Raw genomic sequence first — 26,327 nt, 5'->3', positions numbered from 1 at the left:
TGATTGGACCGCCGTACGCTAACGAACGTCAGACTAGGCGTCGGACTGCGGTTATGGTTCGATCTCAAGCCACTCGTGGGGGGTTCCGAGAGCGTGTTCGGGGATCTGCCCGGCAATGGACTTCACGTCGTTCTGGAAGCCGAAGAGCAGCTGGAGGATGGCGCCGGGAACGAAGAATGTGGCGTTGTAGTTGGTGGTTGCGGACACGATGCGGTCCTCGAACTCGAACCGGGCCGCCGAGGCGCGCGTATTGCATTCGTTGGCGATGACCAGACCTTCGACCTGGTCGGTGACGTCGGTCCGTACCCCGGTCGTGAGTTGAATGGCCGGGGCCGCCTGGTCGATGTGAACATGCACGACCATATTCTCGATAAGGAAGTTGTAGGAGCCGTCATGTTCGGTCCGCTCCCAGGCAATATCGAACTTCTCGAACAGTTCCTCGAAGATCGTCCGGAGCTCGACACCGGAATGGACTTCCTGGCAAGTGAAGTCTGATCTTGAATCGTCATCGGAGCCGTCGACGCCGATCTGGTCCATGTCTGACCCGCCCTCAGGCGGTGGTGAAGTACTCATGCCGCTACTCAATCATCGACGTCCGACAGTGCAGCATTTGATCAATTCGGTTGCAGGGCTGTTGAAGTCACCTGGTCGAAGCTCAGCATTGCATCCAGGTGTCGCAACGCGTCCTCTCGGCGGAGCTCGTCGTGGAAGCGATCGTTGAATGCATTACGCAGGCAGCCGAAGCAACTGGTCTCCGGTCCGCAGTCGCACCGGGCAACCCGTGCGTGTGCTTCTTCGAGAACGAGGTTGAAGCTCTCTGCGATGTTCTTGGACGCACCTGCACCGCCAGGGACAGTGTCGAAGATGACGATCGATCGCTGATTCTTCGAGTAGGAAAGTGTCGCGTCGATGTCGTCCCTGGAGATTTCCAAACGCTCCGATGCTCCCTCGAGGAGGGCATACATCAGAGAAAGAAGAGACGCCTTGGTGGCGTCGATCAAACCGTGAACGACGATCTCCGCAGTATCGGTCTGGTAGCGGTGCCCCAGTGAGAGGGTTTCAAAGCTGCCGCGGCACTCGGAGTCTCCGTATGTCCGGATATGCGTGGTCACACGCTCGTGATTGTGTGGCTTGGCCCAGCCACAGAACGCACAGACAGAGAATCCACCGCCCAGGCCCTCGGAGAGCACCACCATCTTGGCGCGAACACCAGCCGTCGCCGTGGTTATGACATCGCTGCCGGTGAGCTCCACCTTGAGCCGGGAGTCCCCGGGGTCCTCGACGTGCGACGACCCTATCGATCGCCGCACCGGCGGGGCCGCACCAACGGCAAGTGGGTCCGGATCTGCGACGAATCCCCATTCCGGGATGATGAACCGCTTCGTTTCGGAGCCGGTGACGGGTTCTGAGCAGACCGTGCAATCGGCAGCCTCAGTGCCTAACGAATGGCCGGAGGAGAACGCGTCGCAGTTCTTACACACTCGGTACTCCTGCCGGACGAACGCCTTTCCGGGCTGCATCGCCACGGCCCGAGAGGTCCACAACTTGCCCGCGGCGACGACTTGGCTGCCCGGTGCATAATCGAGAATGGCAAGAGCCAAATCGCGGTCCAGCTCGAGCTGTTGCCCAGCGGGGTCGGACGAGTGGTTGGTGCGCATGCCGACGGTGTCAACCGGGAAGCCGTACTTGGGTAGCACGTTGCGCTGGGCAAGGACTGACAATGCCTGCCGCTTCTCGACCGTGTTGAGAGTGCGCACCAAACGGTCGGCGAATTTGAACTTCTCCTCGTTCTTCGCCTTGTCCTTCAGCTCGTTGAGCTCTACTCGTTCGGCGTTGAACTCCTCCGCTGTGCGGGTGAGGAGGCTTACGAGATCCGATACCCAGGAGCTGTCCGCGACTCCGAGATCATCGTGGAGCTCCCACGGCACTACGCGGGCGACGGATTCAGAAATCTCGGCGGGAACAGGGTCGAGAAAGCCTCGGATTTCCTCCCACGGAGCGCGGCCGGACCCATCGGTGCCAAACAGGTCCACTACGTGCCGGAACTCGACCGATGCGGTGTCGAATTTGTGACGGAAGAAGGCAGAGAAGACGATCGAGTGAATGTGCCGGCGAGCGATCCTCTCGTTGGTTATGGGGACCCACGGCACGCGCATGACTCCGCTGATCATGTCGGTCGGATCATTGAAACGGGAGAGATCGCGAGACCTCCGCTGCGCGTAGGTGGTGACGAACGCCGCAGAATCAGTGCGACGCCCAGCGCGTCCCGCTCTCTGGACGTAGTTCGCGGTACGCGGAGGCATGTTCCTCAGAACGACTGACTGGAGATCGCCGACGTCCACACCGAGTTCGAATGTGGTGGAGCATGACAGGACGTTGAGCTTTCCTTGGATGAAGTCGTTCTGTACTTCGAGGGCCTGCTCTGACGTCCACTGAGCGGTGTGCTCCATTGCCGAGAGCGGCGCAATCTGCAGAGACCGGTACAGGTGCCGATAGTGATTGGTTTCGTCCGCGAGCTCGGGGACCGGTGCCTCGATCAGTGTTCCGTCGCAGTTGATCGTGGGGCAGATGTTGGCGGCGTTGTGGGCGGTGAGCGTTCGGCAGACATTGCACTGCCACCACGTCGCAGACGTCCCCGAACGGAGCTCGATCACTCGGTGGTCGAGCTGGAACGCGCCGGTCTTCGGGGAGTTGGGACGGAACCAGCCCAGCCCGGGGCCACCCGGTCGAGCCGGCGGATTCATGAATCGCCACAGGTTCTCAAGAAACTTCGGCGCCTGGTCCTTCATGCCGACGGTCTCGAGGACCCGCTGGAGATAATTGAGACGCTTGTTGGTTCCGCGGGTGGGAGCCCAGGAGAGAAGGTTGCTTCGCCGGTCTGAGCCTTCAGGACTCATCGACACCACAACATTTCTCGGCGCGAAGATCTCATCCTTGACGTTGACGCCTTCCGGCATCGTCACCGCACCTTGTCGCCGGGTCATGACGGCGAGCTGCTGCAGCACGGCTACCGCGCCCTTGTCGCCGAGGGCTTCGACCAGCGGAGGCGGAAGTTTGATGCCGTCCGGCATATGCATCGAGACGAGCATCAGCCCAAGTCCCTCGAGCGATTGCCTGACGTCGGTGCCGATCAGATCTGACATCAGCCAGTTGCCGACCTCGCGATCCATGGTCATCTTGGTGGCCTTGACCTCGAACAGATGCGCAGCTTCCCCTCGTGCGACTCCGCTGTGGATCATGTCGGTGACACTTCCGCCGTAAATGGAGAAGGCTGGATCCTCGAGTACCTGTGCGAGGAGGCGGCGCTGCATGAGGCGTGAGTAGCTGGAGTCGAGATAGGGCGCGGCGTAGGCGGCTGCCTGGCGTGAGTCGCTGAACATGAGGAGTTTGCGCCCCTCGCCGACGTACTCACGGGAGGAATCACGAGCGATGGGCAGCTGTTGGTACAGCGATGTGGTGACGACGGCCGAGGGGGCGTCGTTGCCCAGGTCGAGTCGGCGGACGAGGTTGGCCTTGCGGGCTCCGCAGTGAGTGCAGGTGGACAGCCCGGCCTTGGATGTCTGCAGCGAGGTAATGGGGCGGATCTCGCCCTGACCGCAGTCACGGCGACAGGTGAGGGTGGCGCTGTCGGAAACGTGGCCGCAGCCGGTGCATAGATAGTTGAGTCGCGGATTACTCTCGGCGGCATCCGCCTCAAGAAGGTCGTCGTCCTCATCCACCGTGACCTCGTCCGAATCGAGGAGGGCGAACCACTGTGCGCGAAGCTGTCGACCGTTGACGGGCACCAAGCGGTCTGTCTCCCCGTCGATCTCGCCGGCCAGGTAGACGGTCCCGCACGAGGTGCACGTAGCAAACTCAAAGGTGGCGGCGTCACAGGTGGGGCATTGTTCGTGCCGGGCCAGGTGCACGTGCGGCCCGGACGGCGAGAGGCAGGTGAAGGCACCCTCGGTGGCGCGGACGAAGAAGTGGTAGCGAGCTGAGAGGACGGGGTGCCCGTTCGGGAGGCGTACCTGGCCACCGAGTCGTACGAGACCTTCGACCAGCCGGTCGGCGTCATCGTGGTCCGGCCACAAAGTAGCTCCGACGGCCCGGATGTCGCCGGGACTGCCGGCGAGGAGTTGGCGGAGGGCGACCACGTGCTCCTCGTGGTCGAGGGCCGTTCCGGCGTCCGGGTGTCCCGACAGGGTGACTAGAAGGTCCAGATCGGGCCCGGAATCGGTCTCCATGCCCCAGTCATCGGTTTTGCCCTCGAGCACGGCGGTCAGGTCTTCTGGGCGGAGCGACCACGTGGCGGCGTCGGTGTTGGGAATGCGGTCTGCGTAAACGACGTCCTGGATGGCGGGATCATCTGTGTACTCGAATGGGGCGTTGAACAGCTCGCTGGCGAAGGTCGTGACCGCATCCGGTTCACCGTCAAGTGAGGCGGAGGTGGCGATGTACTGGAGCCGCCCATTGGGGGTGACGCGGTCTTTGAGGCGGCGCAGAAGCATCCCGACTTCCGCTGCCTGTGCGCCGTCGTAGACATGGGCCTCGTCGAGTGCGACAAAGCGCCAGGTTTGGCCGGCGAAGAGTTCGATGTCTCGGGGACGTAGCAGAAGATACTCGAGCATCGCGTAGTTGGTCAGGAGAATGTGTGGAGGATTCTCCTGCATCTCCTCCCTGCTCAGCCGTTCGTTGGGGAGGATCTCCTGATCCGGATGGAGCGCCTTGAAATGTGCGTGTGCCGCTTTGCGGGTCTGCTTGGTCTCACCCGTATACCTACCGAAGGTGATCTCGGGGACGTCAGCGAGCAGCGTGCGTAGTCGCTTGAGCTGGTCATTGGCAAGGGCGTTCATGGGGTACAGCAGAAGTGCACGGACCCCGGGCCCCAGCGATCCCGCATCCCGCTGGGCGATGAGGTGGCTAAAGATCGGGATCAAGAAACTCTCGGTCTTACCTGAACCGGTGCCGGTGGTGACCACGACGTTCCGCCCGCCCACCACCTTGCGAATCGCGCGCTCCTGGTGGGAATAGAGAGGCCTGCCCAGCGGAAGATTCTCGCTCTCCAAGCGACGGAACCCAGGGGTGAGCACACCCTCCTCGACGAGTTGGTCGAGTGAAGCGCCGGGGCTGTACGGCGGTGTGGTCTCGAGAAGCGGGCCCTTGGTCAAGCTGCGCGTGTTTGCCACGACGTCCGAGAAGGCGGTGTGAAGCTCGGGATCGTTCGGACTGAGCAGCGTGGTGATATAGCGCTTGTAGGTGGATTCAATTGCGCGCGCGGTCGCCAGTGGATCGAGCATCTCTGTCATCGGTAATCCTTCTGCACTACGGAAGTTGTTTCAGCGTCGGCGGCCACGATCGCATTCGCCCATTCTTCGTCGCTGCGCCAAGGAGTCGAGATGATGTCTGGGAAGCGGTGGTGCCTCACGAGAGCTTCGGCCAGCAAGAGATCGACCATGGTCTGGACGGGTTCCTTTCGAGCGAACTCGGACCACGCCTCGAGGAGGGGCTTCTGCTTGAAATATCGAACCTGCCCCATCGCGACAAGCCTGGCGAACAGGGCCAGGGCAAGGCTGACGAACGTCGCGTTTGCCCAGGCGTACTCCTGCGTGTCGAGACCGTCGAGCGGGTCGCTACGGGACTCGACGTGCCGCCACAACGTGGGGGATTTCTTGAGCTCGCGCATCGGACTGAAACCGCGGCCCATCACGACCTTGTACAGCTCGGTGAAGACGGATCGGTCCTGTGCGTGCTGCAGCTCGAAAAGCGAGAAGAAGCCTTCGTAGCGAGTGTCCTCGTCGACGAGTCCCCCGGGAACGATCTTCCGCCCGGCGAGCACGCTCTTGAGAAGTTCCGGATTGCTGCTCAGCGTTGCCGCGTTGCGATCGACGACAGTCTCCGAGAGCGGATCGACGCCCGTGTCGAGGATCTTGATGAGGCTACGACCGCCGATCTCATCAAGCCGGCGTAGCAACCACTCGCGGAGCCCGGGGTCGGCGCGACGTAGGTCTGCCATGGACACGAGCATGTCGAGCCAGGGTTCGGTAGCCAGTTCCCCGCGGCGAGTTCCTGGCCGAGAGACCTCCACAGACTCGAAGACCAACCCGGTACGGATGTAGAGAGCAAGCTTCTCCGAGGTGGACAAGTTGGACTCTGCTAGAGAAAATGCGCTCATTCGCGCATGTCGACACACGAGGTCGGAAATCAACTTGAACTGGGCCTCGTGGGAGTCGAGAAGGCCTCGGTCGAGATACGCCAGCGCATGCCACAGTTTGTAGTTGGACGCCTCGACATTGGGGTAAGGCGTCTCGCCAGCAAGGAAACGCGAGAGGCCCGCTGACGGTGTTTCCCCGAAATCCCCGGGCCGTTCCAGACGCACACTGTCCCTGGTGGGAAAAGGCTCTGCAGGCAACGGATCCCAGTCGTCCTCGATGACCGGGGCAACCCGCAGCGGACCGACATCGCGAACCGAGGTGGGGATCTCGGCTTGTCCGTCTACTACGGGGATCGAGATCGGGGCCCTCCAGGGACGTGCGGGCTGCCAGACGTGCAGCACCACGTCCTCGGTTGACGCGAGTCCGCTGACATAGATCGTGTCGTCGTCCGCGGTGATTTGCACCCTCGGGCCGACAGTTGAGAAGCGCGCGAGCGGCGCAATCCATGTGCCAGCAGTTCCCGGGTAGTGCAGAAGTAACTCAAGCTTGCCGCTCTGCGCGGTCTTGGCCGCAAACGCGAGGCGATCGGAGCTCACCTTGAGGACGTCGGACCGAGTCCGCTCGGTGATCTCCAGGCGGGCTTGGATATCACCGCGCGGGTCCCGGATGACAACCTCGGGCCGGACCCCGTCCGGAACTCCTCGCACCGCGAGCGTCGCCTGGCTCAGAGCTTCAGGCCGTATGCCGATCTGCCGGTCGCTCCATGTGGGCAGCGCGCCCACGGGAGTGAGCCGGAATTCGACGCGGGGCGGTCGGACTTTCAGCGTCGCCGATGCTGGACCGTTGGACAAACGGACATCGCGAGAGGAGGTACGCGAGTCGAAGTCCAGGCGCTGAGGTGACACGCGGAGAGTGTCCGAAGTGGTGGTGAGGGTGGCACCGAATTCTGACAGTCCGTCGCTTTCGGGAAGTCGCACGTCGTCGTCGTACTCGATCTGCAGTCCTTCGGCGACGTAGACACTGTCTTCGAAACGAGCCCCGTCGGGGCCTGTGACGGCGATGTCGAACCGGCCGAGGAGCTCGTGATCTTCTTCGAAAAGCTCCAAGGCTTCCAGCTCGTCGGGGGAGTAGGTGCCCTGCACGATCCAGTCGTGTGCGCCGGAACGCCTGTACCTGACAGTCCACGGCACAACATCGAGTGGACCAAGGGGCGGCAGGGCGATGTAAGGCCTGGATCCAAAGACCGGAAGACGCTCGTGAAACACCCCGTCAAGCAGATCGAGCGGGTCGTCGTCGGTCCAATAAAGGTATGGCAGCTCGCGCTTGCCTACAGCGAAATCGACCGGTGGGTGGGTGCGGTGTTGTAGACGCACATGGTCGGTTTCCGATAGATCCCACTGGTGAATGTGCCACCCGGCCCACCCATTGGGCGCGCCGTATTGTGCGGCTACGCGCGGGGCGAGACGGCCTTCGCCTTTGATCTCCAGGTCATTGGGCTGGACCACCACCATCTCGCCGCGCGGTAGACGCTGACTGATGGGGATGTGGGCACCGTCGGTGGTAAAGGCGATAAGCGGCTGCGCGGGTTCGTAGAGGCGCATCTCCACCGGATCGTTGAACGAGGGGTGGGAGACGACGATACGACGAGTCGGCCGGTCGATGGGGACGTCCACTGACTCGTCCCGGGCGAATCGATCCGGAGAGACGTGGATCACGTCCGAGTCCAGGGTCACAGCCCACGGCGAAGACGTGTTGCTGATCGGCGCAGGTAAACGGATCACGAGCCCGTCATCGCCGCCGAGATGCAGCGTGGGCGTCATCTTGGACGATCGACGCCGGGCGCGGACCTCCTCGCCGATGTCCTCCCGCAGGAATGCGTCGCGGAGTGCGAGGCGGATCAGCTCAGGAAGGCTGTCGGCGGCGGCAGCCACGGCGGCTTCTCCGCTGATGTGTTCGTCAGCAACGGACGAGACAATCGATGCCAGCGAGCTCAGGATCTCGTGGCCGCGGGGCCCGGAGTGATCAATGAAGATCTTGATGGATGCGTCGAGTTGGTCATAAAGCGCATCATGGCTGGGTTCGACGATCCACGACGGGAACGGGCGGTCCTCCTGGTTGTCGACCAGCGCTACGTAGGTCGTGAGCGCGTCCAGTAGCTTGCCGAAACTCGATGCTGGAATGCCGGCGTGAATAGTCAGGCGCTGTACGTGCCGGTCCTTGGGAAGACCCGCTATGGGATCGAGGCCGAATCGTTCGAGCAAGGGTTGCACGCTCTGACGGAACGCGTTCTCGTCAGTTTGCCTGCGTTCGATTTCGAGACGTTCCCAGAACTTGGACCAGTAAGTGTTCTGCTCGAACCCGACCGACCCCATCCCAACTAAGGCCAGCAATGTGGCGGCAGGATAGAGACGGATGAACTGAGCCGTGGAGGTCTGGCGGCGGCGAGAGAGGCGGTAGCGCTCACCGAATGTGTCGAGCAAGCGAGTGAGGTCGGCTGCCGACAAGTCGACGTCGGCGGCCAGGACCGCGCCGGTCAACTGCCCACGGAGGACTTTCTCCCACGTATCCAGGTTCGAATCGGGCGGTACCAGGGGTGCGGCCGCCGGGGCCTCGTGCTCCTGGACAGGCGCCGGTTCGTCAGTGTCCGGTGCTGGCGGGGAGGGTTCGGTGACAGCGGCGGGCTCATCTGCTGAAGGCGTAGCCGGCTCGTCGATTCGCGGCGGAGCAGGCTCCACCGCGGGTTCCGGGCCCGGAACCGGTGTCGGTGTGGGCGTCGACTCCGACACAGGTGCAGGGTCGGGCGTTCGAGCAGTATCGGAATCAGGAACCGGTGCCGAAGCCGGTGCCGAAGCTGGAGCAGGTGCCGAGGGCGCAACCGAGCCGCTCGCCGGTGCCGGCATGGTCCGTACCCCGGTCACCGCGTGGCTGCGGAGAACACGGTTGACGTCCGCAGCGGGAAGTCCGAATCCCTTGCCAATCTCGGTGAGGATCGCGTCGGGATGCTCGATGACCCATTCCAGGATCGCGTGGTCGTCCGCGGACAGGCCGACGGGCGCAGTCCCGTTGATGTCCGTGACGAGCTCTCCACGGTTCAGGGTCAGATCAGGGGAGATCGCTGCCACTGCCTCCATGAGCGTCACCGGAAGGAGCGGGATCTTCCGCAGCAGTTGGGGGTGCGACGAGGTCAGAGCATCAGCGGTGCGGCGACCGGTGTGGGCGTGGATGCCGGCGATCCAGTCCTCCACTGTCGGTGTTCCGGCGAGGTCGAAGGCGCGAGCCGCAGCCTGTCGGATGAACGCGTCGAGATCGGGGACGTCGAGGTCTCGGGCTGCGTACTCCTCGGCTTTCGTGCGGTCGCGCCCGCCGATGGCGACGTCGACCAGAGCGTAGAACTCCGTGGGGTAGAGAGCGAAGAGAGCGGAGCCCACTGCGGACAGGATGTCGTCGGTGGGCCAGCTGATCGCACCGGTGGCGCCCGCAGCGGCGTTGGCCTGGGCAAGAGTCAGATGGATCTGCCGGACCCCCTGACGGGAGCGGACGGGGAGAACATCGACGGCGGCGACCGACGCGACTGCGGCGAATGTAGCGGGATTGGAGTCTTGGCCTAGTCGCAACGGAAACCGCGCCGGGATGAGCGGATAGAGCTCGCCGAGTGAGAGGTCGCTGACCGACCTGTATGCCGAGGCGATCTCGAGGATCGTTTCGGTGCGGTCCTCCGGACTGGTGCTGTGGATTGCCTCACGCGGACCGACAGGCACGTGGTCGGCGATCGGCTCCCAGTGCGGGAACGCCTCGATCCACCAGGTCCCCGCACCTCCCGATGCGCGCCTCATGCGGCCGCCTCGATGATCGAATCGGCGGGTAGGAGGGATGAGGGCTGGGCTCCGGTCGTAATGACGAGCTGGTCACGTGCACGCGAAGCCGCCACGTAGAGCAACGAGCGCTCACGGCGCAGCAACAGTTCGCGGTCCTCCTCGGTCAGTGCCTTGTTGCGGACCGGGCCGGGCATGGTCCCCTCGGAGACCCGAGCGAGAACGACGTGAGAGAACTCCATTCCCTTCGAGGAATGCATGGTCATGACGTGCACGCCGGGTCCCTCGCCGGTCGAGACCGTGATGCCGCGCGCGGAGAGGCCGTCGGCGATCCTGTCGACATCGCGCTTGTTGTGCGTGAGAACGCCGATCGACACGCCCTGGGCATCGTCGTCCAACCATTCCCGGATCTTCTTCTCAGCAACGGACAGTTCGTCGGCCAGGGTTTCGCACTTGGTGATCTCTGGGACCGGGCCGCTGCGGGCTGAGCGGTAGCCCTTGGTCGTGTCTTCCTCGCCATCGGTGTTCACGAAGGTGGCCCCTTCGAGGATGCCCATGGCGAATCCCAGGTTCTCGGCAGTAGTCCGGTAATTGAGCTTGAGACGGTTGGCACGGCCCCTGATGTTGATTCCAAAGTGCGAGAGGCGGGTGGGCCGACCGTAGATCCGCTGGTGGCCGTCCTCTGAGATGAACAGATCGTTGGGCCCGTCCGACACTACCGCCCTGAGGAGTCGCCAGTGGCCCACGTGGAAGTCCTGAGCTTCGTCCACCACTGCGTGGTCGACCAGTCGCCCGCCGCCTTCCTCGGCCTTGAGGTCGAGCACCGCGGCGGCGAGGCATCCGAGGACGGGGAACGTGTGCTTGTTCTCCCGCCGGGCGATGGCGAGGTACGCCTCGATCGCCGACCACACGGCGATACGCGCTTTGCGATTGAGCGCGGTGCCTCGTCCCGAACGATCGGCCTTGAGGTAGCCGCCCTTGGAGGTGATGCGCTGGGCCAGGACCACGGCCTCGAATTCCCCGCGGAGGAATTCCGGGGTGGCCGCTGCGCCTTCAGGAGCCGTCTCGGTCCGCTCCACCGCTTCCAGCCAGAGGTCCCGGTCGTCTTGGTCGCTCAGCGGTGCGGGAGCGGCCGCCAACGGTTCGCCGAGCACCCGTTGCCCAGCCTGCGAGATCTGGTCCCTGGAGGCTCTGCGCAGCGCAGCCATGGTCACCTGGTCGATACCGGCGACGCACACGCCCGGATCGCCCACCTTCGTGGCTTTGGGCAAGGAGGCGTCGAGGACAGCAAGCTGCCGTTCGAGGGATGCCGCGAGTGTCTTGGTGAACGTGGTGAGCAGGACCCGGGGTGGATTGCCGTCGAGGCCGGGCCCATCGATGGTGCCGTCGACCAGCGCCTTGGTGCGGTGGAGAGCGACCACGGTCTTACCGGTCCCCGCTCCTCCGGAGACTCTCCACGACCCCTTGCGGCTGCGGGTGGCGAGCGCACGCTGGGTGGGGTGGAGGAAGGTGGTCCAGGCCTGGAAGTCCCGATTCTCGATGATGTCCCGCATTGCGGCGTCGGCATCCTCGGAATCCCCGAGGTAGATGAACTGCATGGACGAGGCCGGCCGCCTGACGGCCTCGAGGAACTTCTCCTCGGTCAGCTCGTCGTCCTGGTCGGTAGGAGCAGGTTCGTCGCTGACGTCCAGTCCTAGCTCAGAGCGGACCTGCTCGATGCTGTAGCCCACCGCGAGGCCCAAAAGCGCGTCCCGTTCCCACGGTGCTGCCGTGGCGAGCACACTCTCGAGCTCGTTCAGGGTCTCTGCCGCCAGTGCCGGGGCGGCCACGGCATTCTCGATCCCCAGTTCTCGCTTCAGGGCGTCGGCATCGATCCCCGACTGGGCGAACTGCGGTGCGGGCGAGCGCGGGCCCGCCTGGGGCTCACCGGCTGCCAGTTCAGCCTCTGCAGCCTTGGCCTGTGCCTCGGCGATCTCGGCTTTCCGCTTGTTGGCGGCCGCGATCCGGGCGTCGATGACCGGGTCCTGTTCCCGAACCAGCGTGAGCACACCGTTGACCGGGTTGACGGTCAGTCGCTGGGTGGCGGCCTTGGCGTACGCGTCGTCGTGCGGGAACGTGCCGACGTAAACGTAGTGGACCTGCTCGCCGCCGCTGATGCGGAACAGCAGCGCCCGGAACTTGTCATTGACGCGGACCGAACGGATGCGCGGGTCGATCGCGTTCTTGATCGGCTCCACATGCGCGCCAACGGTCGTGTCGTCCGCCCGGAGCTTGGCGAGCATGTCGTACACACGCTTGGACAGAGAGCCGTCGAGATCTTCCTTCTCGTCGATCATTGTCATGGTTGCCATGTCAGTTCCCCTCTCCGCTCTCGCCGCTCAGGGCGGCCTGTAGCTGCCCGGCAACGTCGTCAGCCGACCCGTCGATCACGTACCAACCACCCGATGTGAGCGACCGCACCATATCTTCGGAGTCCGACACGATCACCGCAATACGCTTGTCCGGCCACGAGAACGAGGCGATCTGCCCCGCGAGCTCCTCGCCGTAGTCGGGTATTGGCACGTCGAGTGGGGCCAGCAGGTCGATCAGTTCCCGCTCGCGGAGGGACTCGTCGAGGTCGGGCTCGATCTGCTCGGCGATCTCCTGCCATTCGGCGGGCAGGATGACCGCAGTGGATTCGGTGGATACCGCCACCTCCGGTTCGGCGGCCGCCGCGACTTCTGGTTCGGTGACGACGACGAGCTCGTCGACCACTCGGATCGTCGACCGGGTCTTGCGCAGAGAGAGCAGATTGGACCATCGCAGGAACCAGCGCCAGTCGGCCAGGTATCCGTCCGATGCGACGGCGTCGTCCGAAGCATCGATTGCCAAGTCCACAGTGAGGCTCGACGGTTTGCGTGGATCGCCCGTGAACGTGGCGCGAGCGTGCGGGCGGATTGTCTCGCGGACGGCACCGTTACGGGTGCTGGTGGCAAGTCCGTACGCGGCGCTGACGTCGCCGACCGAGCGCCATTGATTCACGTCGGGGTCGAGGAGATACTTGACCAGGAATGTCACCGGGTCGCCCGCCGCGACCTCGAACTGCGCTTGTGTAATCCCCAGTGTCGAGCTGAGGTTATTTGCAAGAGCGGGGTTCCCCCAGGTGACGGCACTGGCGTTTGACTCCAGTTCGTTGAGGTCCTCATGGGTGATCGCCCACGGGACCCACCTTTCGATGTCGCGGATCGCCTCCCGCTTGTCCACGTCGTCGGCAACTCGGTTGTGTTGTGGGGTCGCGTGGTATTTGGCGCCGTCGGCGTAGATGGCGAAGGTGTGCAGGTTCTGGTTGTCGGGTCGTAGGACGTAATCGGGCCGGGTCAAGGCGCCCGGGGCGTCCACCTGGGCTTGGAGGTCCCAGGTGACTTTGGATCCGGGCATGCGGATCTGCAGTTTGCTGTATTTGCCTGCGGGCAGCTCCGTGATCTTGGCCCGGGTGTTCTCGAGCGCGGTCCGGAACGCGTGCCGGAAGCGGACCTCCAGCGCGGAATCTCCGAGTTTGTCCTCTTCTTGCGTCTCCACGATCGTCCAGTCGTCGCGGGAGGGCGCTGTGTCGTCGTGCCCTCCGCCCGATAGGAGCGCCAACAGCGCGGTCTCCGCTGCGGCGCGGGAAGTCCGGTCCACGTCGCCTGGGGAGGAGTGGGGCAGGAGGCACTTCGGACAAGCGAGTCGGTTCTCTTCGGCGCACGGGCAGTCACGGACCGCCTCCCACGCGGCGTGCAGCAGTTCCCACACCTGGTGGGGTGAGGTGAAGCCGGCAAGATATCCGGTCCCTCCGGGTACGCGGTCGTGCATGAGAAGCGCGGGGGAGGGTGTGCCCAGCTGGGGGACCAGGACGGAGGCCACGTCGAGGTGGCTGGGGTCGCCTCCGAGTACCCGTTTGAAGCCGAGCTTGAGCGCGGCGACGAGGCTGGGCATGGCGAATCCGTCGTAGGTGGAGACAGTGCTGGGTAGGTAGAGCAGTACCCCCTCTGTGGCGAGTGTGCGGCCGAGGGCTACCTGGACGGAGTGTTCTTCGGTCGCTGTGGCGTGGACGCACCAGGGCCGGTGGTCGCGGCGTGAGTTGTTCCCGGCCTCGGAGTCGAGGTGCCCGCAGTACTCGCACAGGCGGAACCGGGGGGCGGCGGGTTGGTCACCTCCGACCATCAGCTGCGCTCCGTGCCCGGTGCCGAGGTTGAGCCAGCGGACATCGGCTTTGCGGAGGTAGCGCGCGCCGAATCCGTTGTTCTCCACGAACCAGGCGGAGCTCGCGTCGTCGGACTTCCACGCCAGGGTCCGTGCCACGGTGAACCGGCGACGGTGCCGGTCCTCGTGGCGTTCGTCGACGGTCGCGGAGTCGCGCGTGACCTGGGCGGCGACCCGGCGCAACGGGATCACGTCGATCAGCTGGTCCGTGTCCGCGTAGCCGGCGGCGCCACACGCCGGGCACGAGCCGGGCGCGGCCCCGGCCAGAACGGTCTCGGAGTAACTGCAGGCGGGGCACAGGCGCCATTTCTCCAGGGCATCGCCGTCGGCACCCATGTCCACGCTGCTGATCTCGATCCGCATGCGGTCGGCGTAGAAAGAGTTCCCCGGCGCCAGCTCGGTGAGTGCGGAGGAGACGGACCGCGTGAAGGTGGACGACGTGGCGTCCCACTCGAGGGTTTCGGGATCGTAGGTGGAGATGGAGGCGGTGAGGTCCACCGTGTCGTCGAGGAGCTGGTACCCGGGCAGCAGCCCATACCGCTCGAAGGCGGAGATCCAGTACTCCTGGACATGCTCGCGACGCTGACGCAGCGTGGCTTTGAGGGACGCCTCGGCGGCGCGATGGTCGTCCTCGTCCTGATCGCTCGCTCCGGGGCTGTCCACGCGCTCACCCAGCACGACCAGGACCGCGTCGAGCGAGTCGAGGCGGTTCGACAGTTCCTTATACTCGTCGCGCCAGCGGTGCGCGGCGAGAAGCAGCGTGGAGGTGAGTGACTGGGGCGCGGGTGTGCCGTCAGAGGTGGTACCGGTTGCCCACCCCCGCAGGTCAGCGGCCGCGGTCTCGCTGACAAAGGTGCCGAGACTGCCCAGGAATTTCTCGAGCAGGCCCTCCACGCGCGGCGGGATCTCGGTACCGAGGACGGCGATAAAGGCGTCGGGTTGGGTGGACATCACGTCCCGGGCCCTGCGGCCCTCAGGGTGGATGCCCTCGAGCAGGAGCGAGTCGATCGCGTGGGCGAGGAACTGCCGGCGCAGGATCTCGGCGGCGGACAGGAACGCGGCGGGGGGTTGGACGGCCCCGTTGATCATCGAGAGTGGGTCGTGGACGACGGGCAGCGTCTTGCCCCGCCCACGCACCAGTGCCACCACGAGCGAGTTGCCGGTCAGGCGTCCGGCGCGGCCCACGCGCTGAACGTAACTGGCCACCGAGTCCGGCAGGGACGAGAGCATGACAGACGAGAGGTCTCCAATGTCGATGCCCATCTCGAGGGTGGGGGTGGCAACCAGGACGTTGGGCGCGCCGGGCTCGTCGGCGGCGGACTTGAACTGCTTCTCGATCCGCGCCCGCTCGGCGTTCTCCAGAAGGCTGGTGTGCTCTCGCGCGACCACGGCTCGGCTGTTGGCTGAGTGGTAGAGACGGCGGTAGTAGTTGCCTGAGTCGATGGGGGCTGTCTGTAGCTGCCCCCGGCATTCCACGGTCAGGCACGGCGCGCCGGCCACATGGGCACGCACGGATTCAGCGGCGGGGGTGGCGTTGTGGCAGACGTCGCAGCGCAGCTCTGCGGGATGTTCCTCGGCGGTGACGACCACCTGCTTGGGGTCGATCCCGTATACCTTCGCGTTGGTTTCGGTGGTGGTCGCGGTGAGCACGTCGGCCTCCGCGAGACCGTCCATGAGTGCGGTGACGAGCTTCGCTCCACTGTCGGGTGTGACAGACAGGTGCCGGGCGGTCCAGCGCGCGTACCAGCCCCGGCTGCTGGCCACGGCGTCGGTGCCGTTGCGGTAGGAGTCGCCGGTGAGTGTGGATCCGACTCGGGGGAACATCGGTGTTCCGCCGATGGGAAAGCCCGGCACTCCCTTGGCGCGGGCCGCGCGCTTGTTGAGGTGCCAGGTGTTTCCGTCGGTCTGTACGAACTCGCGCACCCAGGCATGATTGATGCCGCCGCGCTGGAGGATCCGCTCCACCACTACTCGGGCCCACGTTAGGAGCTCGGTCGCGCTTGGCTCGGACTCGGTCAGCGTGGACTCGACGGTCGTGACGTCCCACGCGGCCTTGGCGGCGGCTGTAAGCACTGCGGGGGAGGCGTCGACCTCCGCGATCGCAGCGCCGGTGAGCGAGAGGGTGCGGCCGACGGTGGACCGGAGTCCGAACTCGAGGGAGAGGTCGAACAACAGTCGGTCTTCGACGGACCTGGTGGCTTTGCGCTTCTGGGCAGCGGGTGCTTTGGGGTCCCAGAAGGGGGCGAACGAGCGGCGGTCGGCAAGGGAGGGGTGGAGCAGATGGTAGCGCTGGACGGGGGTCTGAGCCATGCTCTGGACGCGCCCTGCGAGCAGATCCAGTCGGATCGAGTCGCCGTCGAGTGCCGAGGTGATGGCGGTGCGCAGCGCGAAGGCGTGGGATCGGGCCTGGACGAAGCCGGCGCGGTGCGAGGCGTCCTGGACGGAGTCGCTGAACACGAGGGTGCGCTTGTCGGCGCTGTCGAGTCCGCGGGTTCCGAAGAGGTTGGACAGTGCCACCGAGAGCAGGGTGGCCACGGCGGATCCGATGAAGCGGATCGAGTCGCGGGTCCCGCAGGCCGGACACGTCTGGCGCTCGGAGAGCTCCTTGGCGGCGGCACCGGTGTGCAGGAGTACCGGGACGATCCGTGGGTCCACGTCGCCTGTGGGATCAAACGATTCCGCGGTCCGGAGCTGGGATTGGGGGGAATCGAGCCACATCAGCGAGGTGGTCGAGTCGCGGGAGCCACGCACCTGGGACAGCGGTACATCGCTATCCAGGGCCGCGTTGACCTCCTGGTCGGCGGAGATGAGTGCACGGGTGGAGGTGCGGTCGTTGAGAGAGGCGCGCCGGATGGTGTCCGGGGTGAAGGTGGGGGTCTCGGTTCCGGGCTCGAACACCGTCATCCAGCCGGCGCGTCCGCAGTGTCGGCAGTAGATCGCGGGCAGGTGGTCTCGGGACGACTGGAGGTCGGCCTCGGCTGCGTCCTCCGGGTAGGCGTCGGGCCCGTCGTCGTGCCAGCGGTAGGCGATGTCGGTGGCCACCGCGCGGTCGAGGCGGGACAGTTCACGAACCCAGAGGTGTGATTCAAAAGACGGCAGGGTCCGGCCCACGATCGGGTCACGCGAGGTGATCTCGGCCCGAAGATGGCTGAGTGCGCCGAGCACGTGGGCGAGGAACTGCTCTGTGGCCTGCCTGCGGCGTGAGTGCTCGGCGGGTAGTGTCAGCGCGGTGAGCTCACTCAGGCTGATGGCATGGGCGGAGTGGGTGAGGATCCGGGCGATGAGATCGTGCGTTCGTGTGGCGTCCAGCGCCGCGTCGAGGGCGGCCTCCTCGGACAGTCCCAGAATTTCGGTGCAGTACGCGGCGTAGGTTGCCTCGGCGGTGTCCTCGCCGCGTTCGATCCGCTCAGCGATGCTGGCGTTGAGGATCTCGATCTGGGCGGGACCCGCCGAGGTTCCGGTGGGCACCCGGTCTGTTGCGGGCACGCCCATCCACTGGTCAACGGTGAGGCGGGATTCAGTGAGGACGGCCTCGGCGGGGAAGTGTTCGCCGAAGATCGTCTCGGCGAACTCGCGGACGGCCTTGGTGTCGCCGTCGTCGCCGAGGGTGGCGGAGGTGGCGACGGGCGTGATCCGCCCGAGGGGGCGGGCGCGGTCGACGTCGGTGCGGGCGATCGGCGCGGCGTCGGTGGAGTCGAGGTGGTTGACGACGACGAGGCCGAGCCGTCGCAGGAGGAGCGCAACATCCGTGCCTTGCGCGGCATCGTAGGTGTGGAATTCGTCCAGCACGACGTATTGGAGCGCCGGTGCGGAGATGCGCCAGATGTCGGCGTCCTCGGGGCGCAGGAGGAGCTGGTCGAGCATCTTGTAGTTGGTCAGCAGGAGATCCGGGGGATCCTCGCGCATGGTGGCGCGGTCGGTGATGAGCCCCGCAGAACTGACGGTGGTGCGGCCTGAGCCGGAGTGTTCGCCGGTGTAGAGACCTGCGGTGATCCCAGCCAGCCCGGGCTCGGTAGTAAGGAGCCGAGTGAGGCGTTCGGCCTGGTCAGTGGCCAGGGCGTTCATGGGGTAGAGCAGGAGTGCCTTGACGCCCCGCAGGCCCTGCTTGCGGGCGCGCACGGCGTGGTCGAGGACGGGATAGAGAAAGGCCTCGGTTTTACCGGACCCGGTGCCGGTCACTACGAGTGTGGGGTCGGGGCGCCGCCACGGCTCGGGGGAATCCGGGCCGGGCCTGCTCGAGAGGCGCTCGAAGGCGGCGGCCTGATGAACGTAGGGCCGGAACGGGAAGGTCGTGGGGGCCCAGTCCAGCACCTCGGAGGCGCCCTCGGCGGCGGGTTCGAACGGCATGCGGGTACGCACGAAGGGGCCTTGGAACATCCCGGTGCTGCGGTTGCCGACGAACGCGGTCAGCGCGCTCTGGGTGAGCGTGTCGGCCAGGGCGAAGGTGGTGGAGAGATATTCTCCGATCCCTTCCTGGAGTTGCTGGGCGGCGGCCAGGGGCAGCAGTGCGCTCATGCGTTGTCCTCCGTGAGTTCGCGTGCGAAACGTTTGTAGGCGGCCCGCATATCGGCCTCGCGGTCGAGGATCCGGAAGGGATACTCGAACACGTAGGTCGCCCCGGATTGCGGGTGCGTCCAGGCGCGCTGATCCTCACCGAGTTCCTGCCCAGGCTTGAGCTTGCGTTCAAGCTTCGCTACGTCGTCGGCGACCTTGCGACCGTTGGCGTCGAAGAGGTCCTGGGAATCGTATTTGCGCATCACCGGGAATTGGGTGCGGTAGATCATGCACAATTCGTCGGCAGTCACGCCGAGGGCCAGCGCGACAAGCGCGTCGATCTCGACTTGTGCCTGGCGGCGTTCTTCGCCCTTGCGAAGCGAGAGCTCGGGAGTCCATTCGATGCCAGTGACTTCTTCCCAGAGAGGAGCGTAAGCAGAGGTGAGGCAGTTGAGTCTGAGCGATCTTGAGATAACAGGAGATCTTGCAGGGCCCGGCGGAAGGCTAGGGAGAAAACCGACAGCATCGCCGTACAGATGTGATTTACCGGCAGTCCGAACAGTGTAATCGATCAGAATGGAGGAAAGTGCACCAGAAATCAAGGCTATTGTTTCGGGCTTGGCAGCGACGAGACAGTCGACGGCGTTTACATTTGCAGTGCCTGGTGGGATAATTGCGGGATAAAGAGTCCGGAACCCAGTAGTGGAGGCCATGTCGCGCCAAACGACTCGGAAAAAGTTCCGCAAACTAGCGGGTGGCCCGTTCGCGATACGAATTTTTTTGTATGAGTCTGCGTAGGTTGCTGGATCGACTATCCTGCGGTATGCGGTCGCAGGTATAAACTCAGGCGACGCTGCCTCTAGATCAATTTCCGACCAGTCAAGATTATTTTTGAGAGTCGGGTTGGGCTGTTTTGATAGTGGGTTTAATACTCCTAGGTGTGGACCTTGGATAATTACTTCGGCCCAAGATTCTGGTATGGACCACATCGTGTCGAAGTATCCCCGCTTCTTATCGGCCGATTCTTCCCAGCCGTTAGAGAAACCCGCACTGTACTCGCGGACTCTTGGGGCTACGACTAGTTTCCGAAGAACGCCCTCTGCCTCGCGAGTCACCGAATAGATCATGCGCGATTCTAGGGCGGGCGTGTCCTCGTCCTCAAGAATCGACTTCCACAACTCGAGAGTGGATTCGTCGATGTGGGTGATCCGGTCTCGATGGGGGCGTAGGTCCCACTTGCCCTCGTCATTTTTCAGGCCGGGCAGTGGGCCTGTTCCGTCATGAAGCAGCGAATCTGCGACGGTTGCCGGATGATATAGGTTCGTGGCCGACGAGAATGATGGAAATTCCTGGTGGCGACCGTACGTGTTGATGCCATAGGTGACGAGATGATGAACGTCGAATAGTGCCAGCTCGTTGATGAACTGCCAGTGTCTCCGAAGCCTCAGGTAGGCTTCACGCCTCAGTGGTGCCGCCTTCTTCTCTGTAAAGTGCGACTCAGGGTGGATGAGCGTGACTACACCATTGTCGCCAGCTGAACGCCAGCTTCGCTGGATGAACGCTCGGTAGAGGTCGGGTTTCTGTCCGGCGAGGAGCGGGTACTGAACGGTGCTGCTGAAGAAGGCTGAGGTCACAAGCGTCTCTGCTAGGCCTTCTACTAGAATGTCTAGCGCCCCTGGCCTGCCTAATGTGAGGTCTCGGCGGTCGCTTTTCGCGGCCTGTGTCGGCTTGTGCGCCAGAATCCACCACGGGTCGGACTCGCCAAGGAGTGCCTCGATGTCCGATTGCGGCCGCACCCACGGCGGGTTTCCCACCTGCAGATCGAAGCCGCCAAGAGCGAAGACGGGGGAGAAGTCCAGCTCCCAATGGAAGAAACCACTGTCATCGGCTACCCGCTTGCAGATCGTCAGCCACGGATGGTCGCGGAGAACCTGATCGATCCGTGCCTCCTGCGCGAGGGAGCGGTCGATGTCTTCAGCAGAGTCGATCTCCGCCCACGTCAGGTCGCCGCCAAGGCGGGCCTGGTCGTCGCTGTGGCCGTACTTCCTGCTGCCCTTCTGCGCGTCGGAGTACGACTTCCCCAGCAGCGCCTCGAGACCATCGATCCACTGGTCCAGGTTTGGGGGAGTGATCACCTCGCCGCCGACGGTCGTTCGCTCCTCCGTGAGGGGCCAGAACCACATCGCGCACCACGCGTCCATCGCGCGGCGCAGCCGCTGGAAGGCGCTACCAGGATCGGCGAACGATTCCTCGATCACCGCGCGGGACACCGGGTTGGCGGGTGTGGTGACGTCGGTGCCGTAGACGTCGATCTTCCGCCGCACCTGGTCGTCGGCGATCCGCATGCGCACCAGCGCGATCTGCCACAGGCGTTCGGTGCGCTCAGCGAGATCCGTGAGACGCCGCACCTGGGTCTTGGTGGGCTTGACCGTGACGGACTTGCGCCACGACTTGAGTTCGGCCTGCGCCTCCCCGACATAAGGCTTGAGGTCCTTGGCATCGGCAGCCGAACCCCAGCCGGCGGCGGGCAGGAGGAAGTGATGGATCCGGCCGCGCAGGGACGGATCGACTCCGGTTTCGCCGTCGACCGCAGCGGCCAAGGCCTCCATCGGTGCATCCTGAGGCTCAGCGGCCAGCCACTGCTTCTTCTCCACCTGCGTCGGCGAGTACGTAGCGCGCCGGGCGCCGATCAACGAGTTGCCGCGGCGCAGGTGCAGTCCGAACCACGGCGCCTGGAGGCCCGGCGTCATGGTGTCCAACCACAGAGCGATCTCTGCCAGCTCAACGGCGGTGGCATTGAGGTCCACCCCGTACACGTTGTGTAGGGCGAGGTAGGCCTTGACCTTCTGCAGCTCCGCCGTGCGAGTTTCCGGGTCGATCTCGTCGTCCAACTCCTGCTGGCGCCGGTCGAGGTACAGCTCAGCGAGCTGGCGGACCGCCTCCACGGCGAACGCGCCCGAGCCCATCGCCGGCTCACAGATCGAGAGCGAGAGGATGTCCTCGGCACTGTCGATCCGGCCAGTCGCGTCCAATTCCTCGATCGCCTGACCCACCACAAACTCACTGAGCACCTGTGGCGTGTAGAACGACGCCGACCGCTCCCGGTCCCGCGAAGACTGGCGGAACACGAACGACCCGCGCGGGTGCGTGACCCACCGGTCCTCGCCGGTCACGGGATCGCGGCGCAGCACGCGATCGCCCGCCGGAACCTCAAGCGAATCGTCCCGACCGACCACCCACGACCCCTTGGACGCATCGCCACCGCGGGCGACCTCCCACAGGTCCTCGGTAGCGATAAACCCCGAGTACGACATCAAGCCCTCATAGACCTGGCCCAGCTCGGTGACGCCCAGGGTGGCGTAGGAGATGAAGCCGCGATCCCGACCCGCCTGCTCAGGGGTCAGCAGCAAGTTGGCGAGCACCCGGTACAGCGCGATGTTGGACAGCCGCACCTCGTCGATGAGCGCCGTGGCAGACGCGGAGAACAGGTCCGCAGAGAGCTCGTTGAACTCCAACCCCGGCGCCAGCGCGGGATCCTCGACGGGATGATGCCCGCGATCGACCAGACGGAACAACAGAGCGAGCGACTCGTACAGATAGGTGCCCTGCTCCTCACGCGGCGTGGCCGGCGGCGCGAGGATCTGGTCCCGTAGGCGGGTGAGGCCGTAGCCGTCGTCGTACTCGGTGGAACCCACCGGCAGAATGCGCAGCTCGGGTGAGGCCTCGGCGAAGAGCAGGAACAGGATTCGGTACAGGTAGCGCAGCGACTGGCGGGCCAGCAGCTGGCCATCCACGTCGTCGGCACTCAGGCCATTGCGCCGTCGGCGGGTTAGCACGTCATTGGCGATGAGCTCAATGGACTCGCGGACCGCCTCGCGCAGAGACTCGGACACCTTGACCGAGTGCTGGCGCGAATCCTCCAACACCTCGGACCACCACACCGTGCCGTCGGGACGACGCTCGGAGGACTCGCGGCTCGCCGCCGCCACTACGCGCTCGACCTCGCCACCCGCGCGGGTGTCATTGCGCTCCAAGGCAAGCAGGAGGTCGATCGCCAGCGAACGACCCAGCGGCCACGACTCGCGCTCGGCCAACAGGAACCAGCGACCCGCGAGCACCGCGACGAACGCCGGCGGTGTGTCGGAGACGAACAGCTCGCCGACCAGCTTCCCGATCTGTGAGGCGTTGGATTTGCCGTCCAGAGTCACAGAGCCGAGGGCAGTAGCGCCCCGCAGGTCCTCGACCGTGTCCACCGGCTCGGCCTCAAGCAGCACCATACCGTCGCCTGCCCATGCCTGTGCCGTCCACGACGCGTCCCCGCGCGTCCACGCGAACTCGGCAGGGGTGCCATAGCCGAGAGCTCGGCGCAGGCGAGTGCGTTCGGCCTCGTCCGCCGCAGGAATCCGTCCGTCCTCATCGGGAGCGAGCTGCGACAGCGATGCGAGAAGCGCCTGCCGCTCGCCGGTAAGGCGCTTGAGCGGCGATACCGCGCCGTCCGCAACATCCTGCTTCCACCCCTTGACCAGGTTCTTGACCTGGGCGAGATAGGACTGCTTGGTCTCGTCGGTGGTCAGGTAGTGCTCGCTGATCCACTCCTCGACGTTGACGATCGCGCTGTCTGCCGCCATGTCAGCGATCCTTCCGGTCGGTGGTGGCCTCGGCGGCCACGGGATGGTCGTGGGGGACGACGACGACGAGGGGCCGCACCAGCCGTTGCTCGGGACGGAGCTGCTCGGCGAGCTCGGCCTCCTCGCGGACCCGGCGGGAGCGGTCGCGCCACTTGGCGGAGTTAAACAATTCTCCGGCCTCGGTGCTCCACTCGTCGGAGCGGTTGTGCCAGTACTCCACCCTCGACTCGGCCTCCGCCGATGCCGAGGCGAACATGCCGTCCAGACTCGCCCCGGTCTCCTCCACCGCAGTGGGGATGAGCGCAGAGAACTCGTCGGACTGAGCGACGGGGCCAGGGTTGGTGGCCGACCCGTCGAGCCCCAGATCCCGCAGCCAGGCGTACACGTCCGGGATCGTTCTGCCAGCCGGGAACGTGGGCGTGCGGAACTCCACCACGTGGAACGCTCGGGAGACCACCTGCCCGCGACGGTTCATCAGCGTTCCCATCACAAGGACCGTGGGGTGGTCGACGCGGCCGCGGATTGTCGGCACCTCCAGCCGCGCCATCGACGACAGCGCCCGGTCGGCTGCCCAATCCGTGACCGGATGCAGCGGCCCGAGGAAGTGCGCGATCGGCCACGTGGTCTCCGAGGCGCCCTCCCGTGCTTCCAGGAGCGAATCCGTTGCCCGTTGCGGTGAGGTAGCCAGCGTCAACTGCTCGCGGACCTGTCGCTGACGGACATAATCTTCGGGAAGCAGGTCGAGACGGCGAATCAGGTCGTCAGTCGGCTCAAGCTGAGCGACGTCGTTGGCGTGACGACGCCACGCGATGCCCCCGGCCCGCCTCGGCGCCTCGGGCGTTCCGTGGAAGGCCTCGTTCACAGCATCCTCGAGGTAGGAGACCTCGGAGGAGTAGACGCTCCGGCGGCCCTCGATATCTGAGTTCGTCCCGCTGGTAGTGGTGGCCTCGTCGTCGTCATATTCACTGGCGCTGCCACCGGCACCTTCCTCGGTGCCGCCCGCCCCCATCAGCTCCAACCAGGCGTCGATGTCGTCCAAGTCCACCGCCTCTGCGGCGCCCGCCTCGCGGACGGCCTCGGTGACCTGCTCCGGGCTACGCACCGCGTCGTCAAAGTCGCGGCGCCGAGCCAGCACCTCGCGAATCGCGTCCTCCTCGCCGCGGACCGAGTGCTCACCCATGAGCGACGCCACGTCGCCGAGCTGGGTGTGCGCCTCGTATTCGCGCTCCATCAGCCGCTGCAGCACCCGCAGATCGCCCGGGGCCGCGGCCTCCGGAGGGTCGAGCAGCAGCGTGGTGATGACCGGTGAAGTCCGCTGCCCGTAGCGGTCCACGCGGCCATTGCGCTGCTGGATGCGGATCAGCGACCACGGGATGTCGTAGTGCACCAGCTGGTGGCACTGCGAATGCAGGTTGACGCCCTCCGACGCCACATCGCCAGTGACCAGGACACGCAGCGGACTCGACGAGCGCTTGAACGCGTCCACCACATCCATCTGCTCCTGATCAGACAGGCCACCGTGCATCACCTCCACCGCCTCGAGCTTGAGCTTGAGGTCCCGTGCCAGGTTGGACTGCAGCCAGTGCAGCGTGGCCACGCGCTCGGAGAAGATCACCACCCGCTGCGGACTCCTGGGGCCGATCCCTATCGAACCCAGGTGGCGCAGGAGTTCCTGGTACTTGGCGCTCGTCGCCGGCGTGACCTCGGTCGCGAGTTCTGCCAGCCGGTCAAGCGCCGCCCGCTCGGCCGGTTCGCCGGTGGTCTTGCGGCGGTTGGCCACCGACTCCGAGAGTGCAGCAGGGGAGGAGAGGTAGGCCTTGGCCAAGGTCCACGGGAAGAGCCGGTTGTCGCCCGAAGGCGGGCGCACCCCGGGGCCCGTCCACGTGTCACGAATCTCCCGGGCCAGGGCCGACTCCTGGAGAGACGCCGGCACCAGCACGTTGTTCGGTTCAGCACGCTCCGCCCACGCCGCACCCACCTCATTGGCCACCTCCGGGCTGTGCCGGTGCCGACGAATGATGAGCCGCTCCAGATCCTCGCGCCGGACACTGCCGTCCGGGTGGACCACCGTCGGGTCCAGCAAGCTGAGGATCTCCTCGAAGCTCTCCGCCTTGCCGTTGTGCGGCGTGGCCGAGGCCAGTAGCAGTGCCTCCGTGGTGGGGGCCAGCAGGCGGGCGAGCTTGTTGTTCTGCGTGGAAGCGTTAGTGGCGTTGTGGATCTCGTCCATCACGATCGCGTCCCACCGCACCCGCTCGAGTTGGGCCTTGTACTTGGCGGACTTGAGCGTGTCCATCGAGACGATCACCCGAGGGAAGTACGTGAACGGGTTGCGCGTAGCCGGGAGCGTGCGGCGCACTTTCTGGATACCCACCGAGTCCAGCCGGACCAGCGGGATCGCGAAGCGAGTCCAGAGCTCCTGCTGCATCTGCTCCAGGACGTGGCGCGGGGTCACCACCAGGATCCGTTCGCCTCTGCCGCGACGGATGAGCTCGGCGAGAATCATTCCGATCTCCAGAGTCTTGCCCAGCCCCACAGCATCCGCAATCAGCAGGCGAGGTCGCAGAGCCTTGTTGGACAGCGCCTTGCGGACCGCACTGAGCTGGTACTCGAGATGGTCCGCGAGCATCTGCGGGGCGACGTGCAGCGACTCGTCGTAGAGGGGGACCGGCGTGCGCCGCAGTGTGGATTCGAGCCACAGACGCGAGCGACGGTACCCGGGGGAGTCGTCGGCGACGACCGTCGAGTCCCTCGGGTCGAGGGGTCGTACGTCGTCCAGATCCGTGTAGAAGGACGCGGTGGTGTCCCGAACGTAAGGGCTCACCCCACGCACGTGGAGGAGATAGCTCTCGCCCCCGGACGAGGGCGTCGCCGCCCGCTCAACTGCCGTGATGAGCCACTCCTCGTCCCGCACCACCACCGTGACGCCGGGGGCGAAGGGGACCTGACCTGTATCGACGATCTGGGCGGTCTGAGTGCTGGGCACAGGCGAAGTCCTTCGTCTTGATCCTCGGGAAAGGAACCCCTGAGGTTAGTGGTGA

The 26,327-nt window shown here is 65.2% G+C and carries 7 protein-coding genes; all 7 read right to left on the bottom strand.

Going from position 1 to position 26,327, the window contains the following annotated elements; genetic code table 11:
* Window positions 1–51: 51 nt before the first annotated feature.
* The 7 genes from AC3DE3_RS03700 to AC3DE3_RS03670 all read right to left on the bottom strand — a co-directional run bounded on the left by AC3DE3_RS03700 (window position 52) and on the right by AC3DE3_RS03670 (window position 26,272).
* Window positions 52–537, bottom strand: coding sequence for a T3SS (YopN, CesT) and YbjN peptide-binding chaperone 1 (locus AC3DE3_RS03700; protein ID WP_488368993.1), 486 nt, complete (start codon window positions 535–537; stop codon window positions 52–54).
* A gap of 77 nt (window positions 538–614) precedes the next feature.
* A complete protein-coding gene (locus AC3DE3_RS03695) occupies window positions 615–5,288 on the bottom strand; it encodes a DEAD/DEAH box helicase (protein WP_488368992.1) in 4,674 nt (1,557 codons plus the stop codon).
* Window positions 5,285–9,967, bottom strand: a complete 4,683-nt coding sequence (locus AC3DE3_RS03690) for a hypothetical protein (protein ID WP_488368991.1) — start codon at window positions 9,965–9,967, stop codon at window positions 5,285–5,287. The genes AC3DE3_RS03695 and AC3DE3_RS03690 overlap by 4 nt, the downstream gene beginning before the upstream one ends.
* Window positions 9,964–12,297, bottom strand: a complete 2,334-nt coding sequence (locus AC3DE3_RS03685) for a 3'-5' exonuclease (protein WP_488368990.1) — start codon at window positions 12,295–12,297, stop codon at window positions 9,964–9,966. Before AC3DE3_RS03685 ends, AC3DE3_RS03690 begins: the two co-directional genes overlap by 4 nt.
* 1 nt (window position 12,298) lies before the next feature.
* Window positions 12,299–18,682, bottom strand: a complete 6,384-nt coding sequence (locus tag AC3DE3_RS03680; RefSeq protein ID WP_488368988.1) for a DEAD/DEAH box helicase — start codon at window positions 18,680–18,682, stop codon at window positions 12,299–12,301.
* The gene (locus tag AC3DE3_RS03675) at window positions 18,679–23,289 is read right to left on the bottom strand and encodes an Eco57I restriction-modification methylase domain-containing protein (RefSeq protein WP_488368987.1); all 4,611 of its coding nucleotides are present in this window, start codon (window positions 23,287–23,289) and stop codon (window positions 18,679–18,681) included. Before AC3DE3_RS03675 ends, AC3DE3_RS03680 begins: the two co-directional genes overlap by 4 nt.
* Window position 23,290: 1 nt before the next feature.
* Window positions 23,291–26,272 (bottom strand): helicase-related protein, encoded by a 2,982-nt coding sequence (locus tag AC3DE3_RS03670; protein ID WP_488368986.1) that lies wholly within the window; start codon window positions 26,270–26,272, stop codon window positions 23,291–23,293.
* Window positions 26,273–26,327 lie beyond the last annotated feature (55 nt).

Source organism: Dietzia sp. IBK-p2-16D (assembly GCF_057773085.1).
This window is presented reverse-complemented; position numbering and strand designations above follow the sequence as displayed.

Excerpts from the sequence above, each read along its gene's own strand:
- AC3DE3_RS03680 (WP_488368988.1), bottom strand. The coding sequence starts at position 18,682 with ATGAGCGCACTGCTGCCCCTGGCCGCCGCCCAGCAACTCCAGGAAGGG.
- AC3DE3_RS03675 (WP_488368987.1), bottom strand. The coding sequence starts at position 23,289 with ATGGCGGCAGACAGCGCGATCGTCAACGTCGAGGAGTGGATCAGCGAG.
- AC3DE3_RS03700 (WP_488368993.1), bottom strand. The coding sequence starts at position 537 with ATGGACCAGATCGGCGTCGACGGCTCCGATGACGATTCAAGATCAGAC.
- AC3DE3_RS03690 (WP_488368991.1), bottom strand. The coding sequence starts at position 9,967 with ATGAGGCGCGCATCGGGAGGTGCGGGGACCTGGTGGATCGAGGCGTTC.
- AC3DE3_RS03685 (WP_488368990.1), bottom strand. The coding sequence starts at position 12,297 with ATGGCAACCATGACAATGATCGACGAGAAGGAAGATCTCGACGGCTCT.
- AC3DE3_RS03695 (WP_488368992.1), bottom strand. The coding sequence starts at position 5,288 with ATGACAGAGATGCTCGATCCACTGGCGACCGCGCGCGCAATTGAATCC.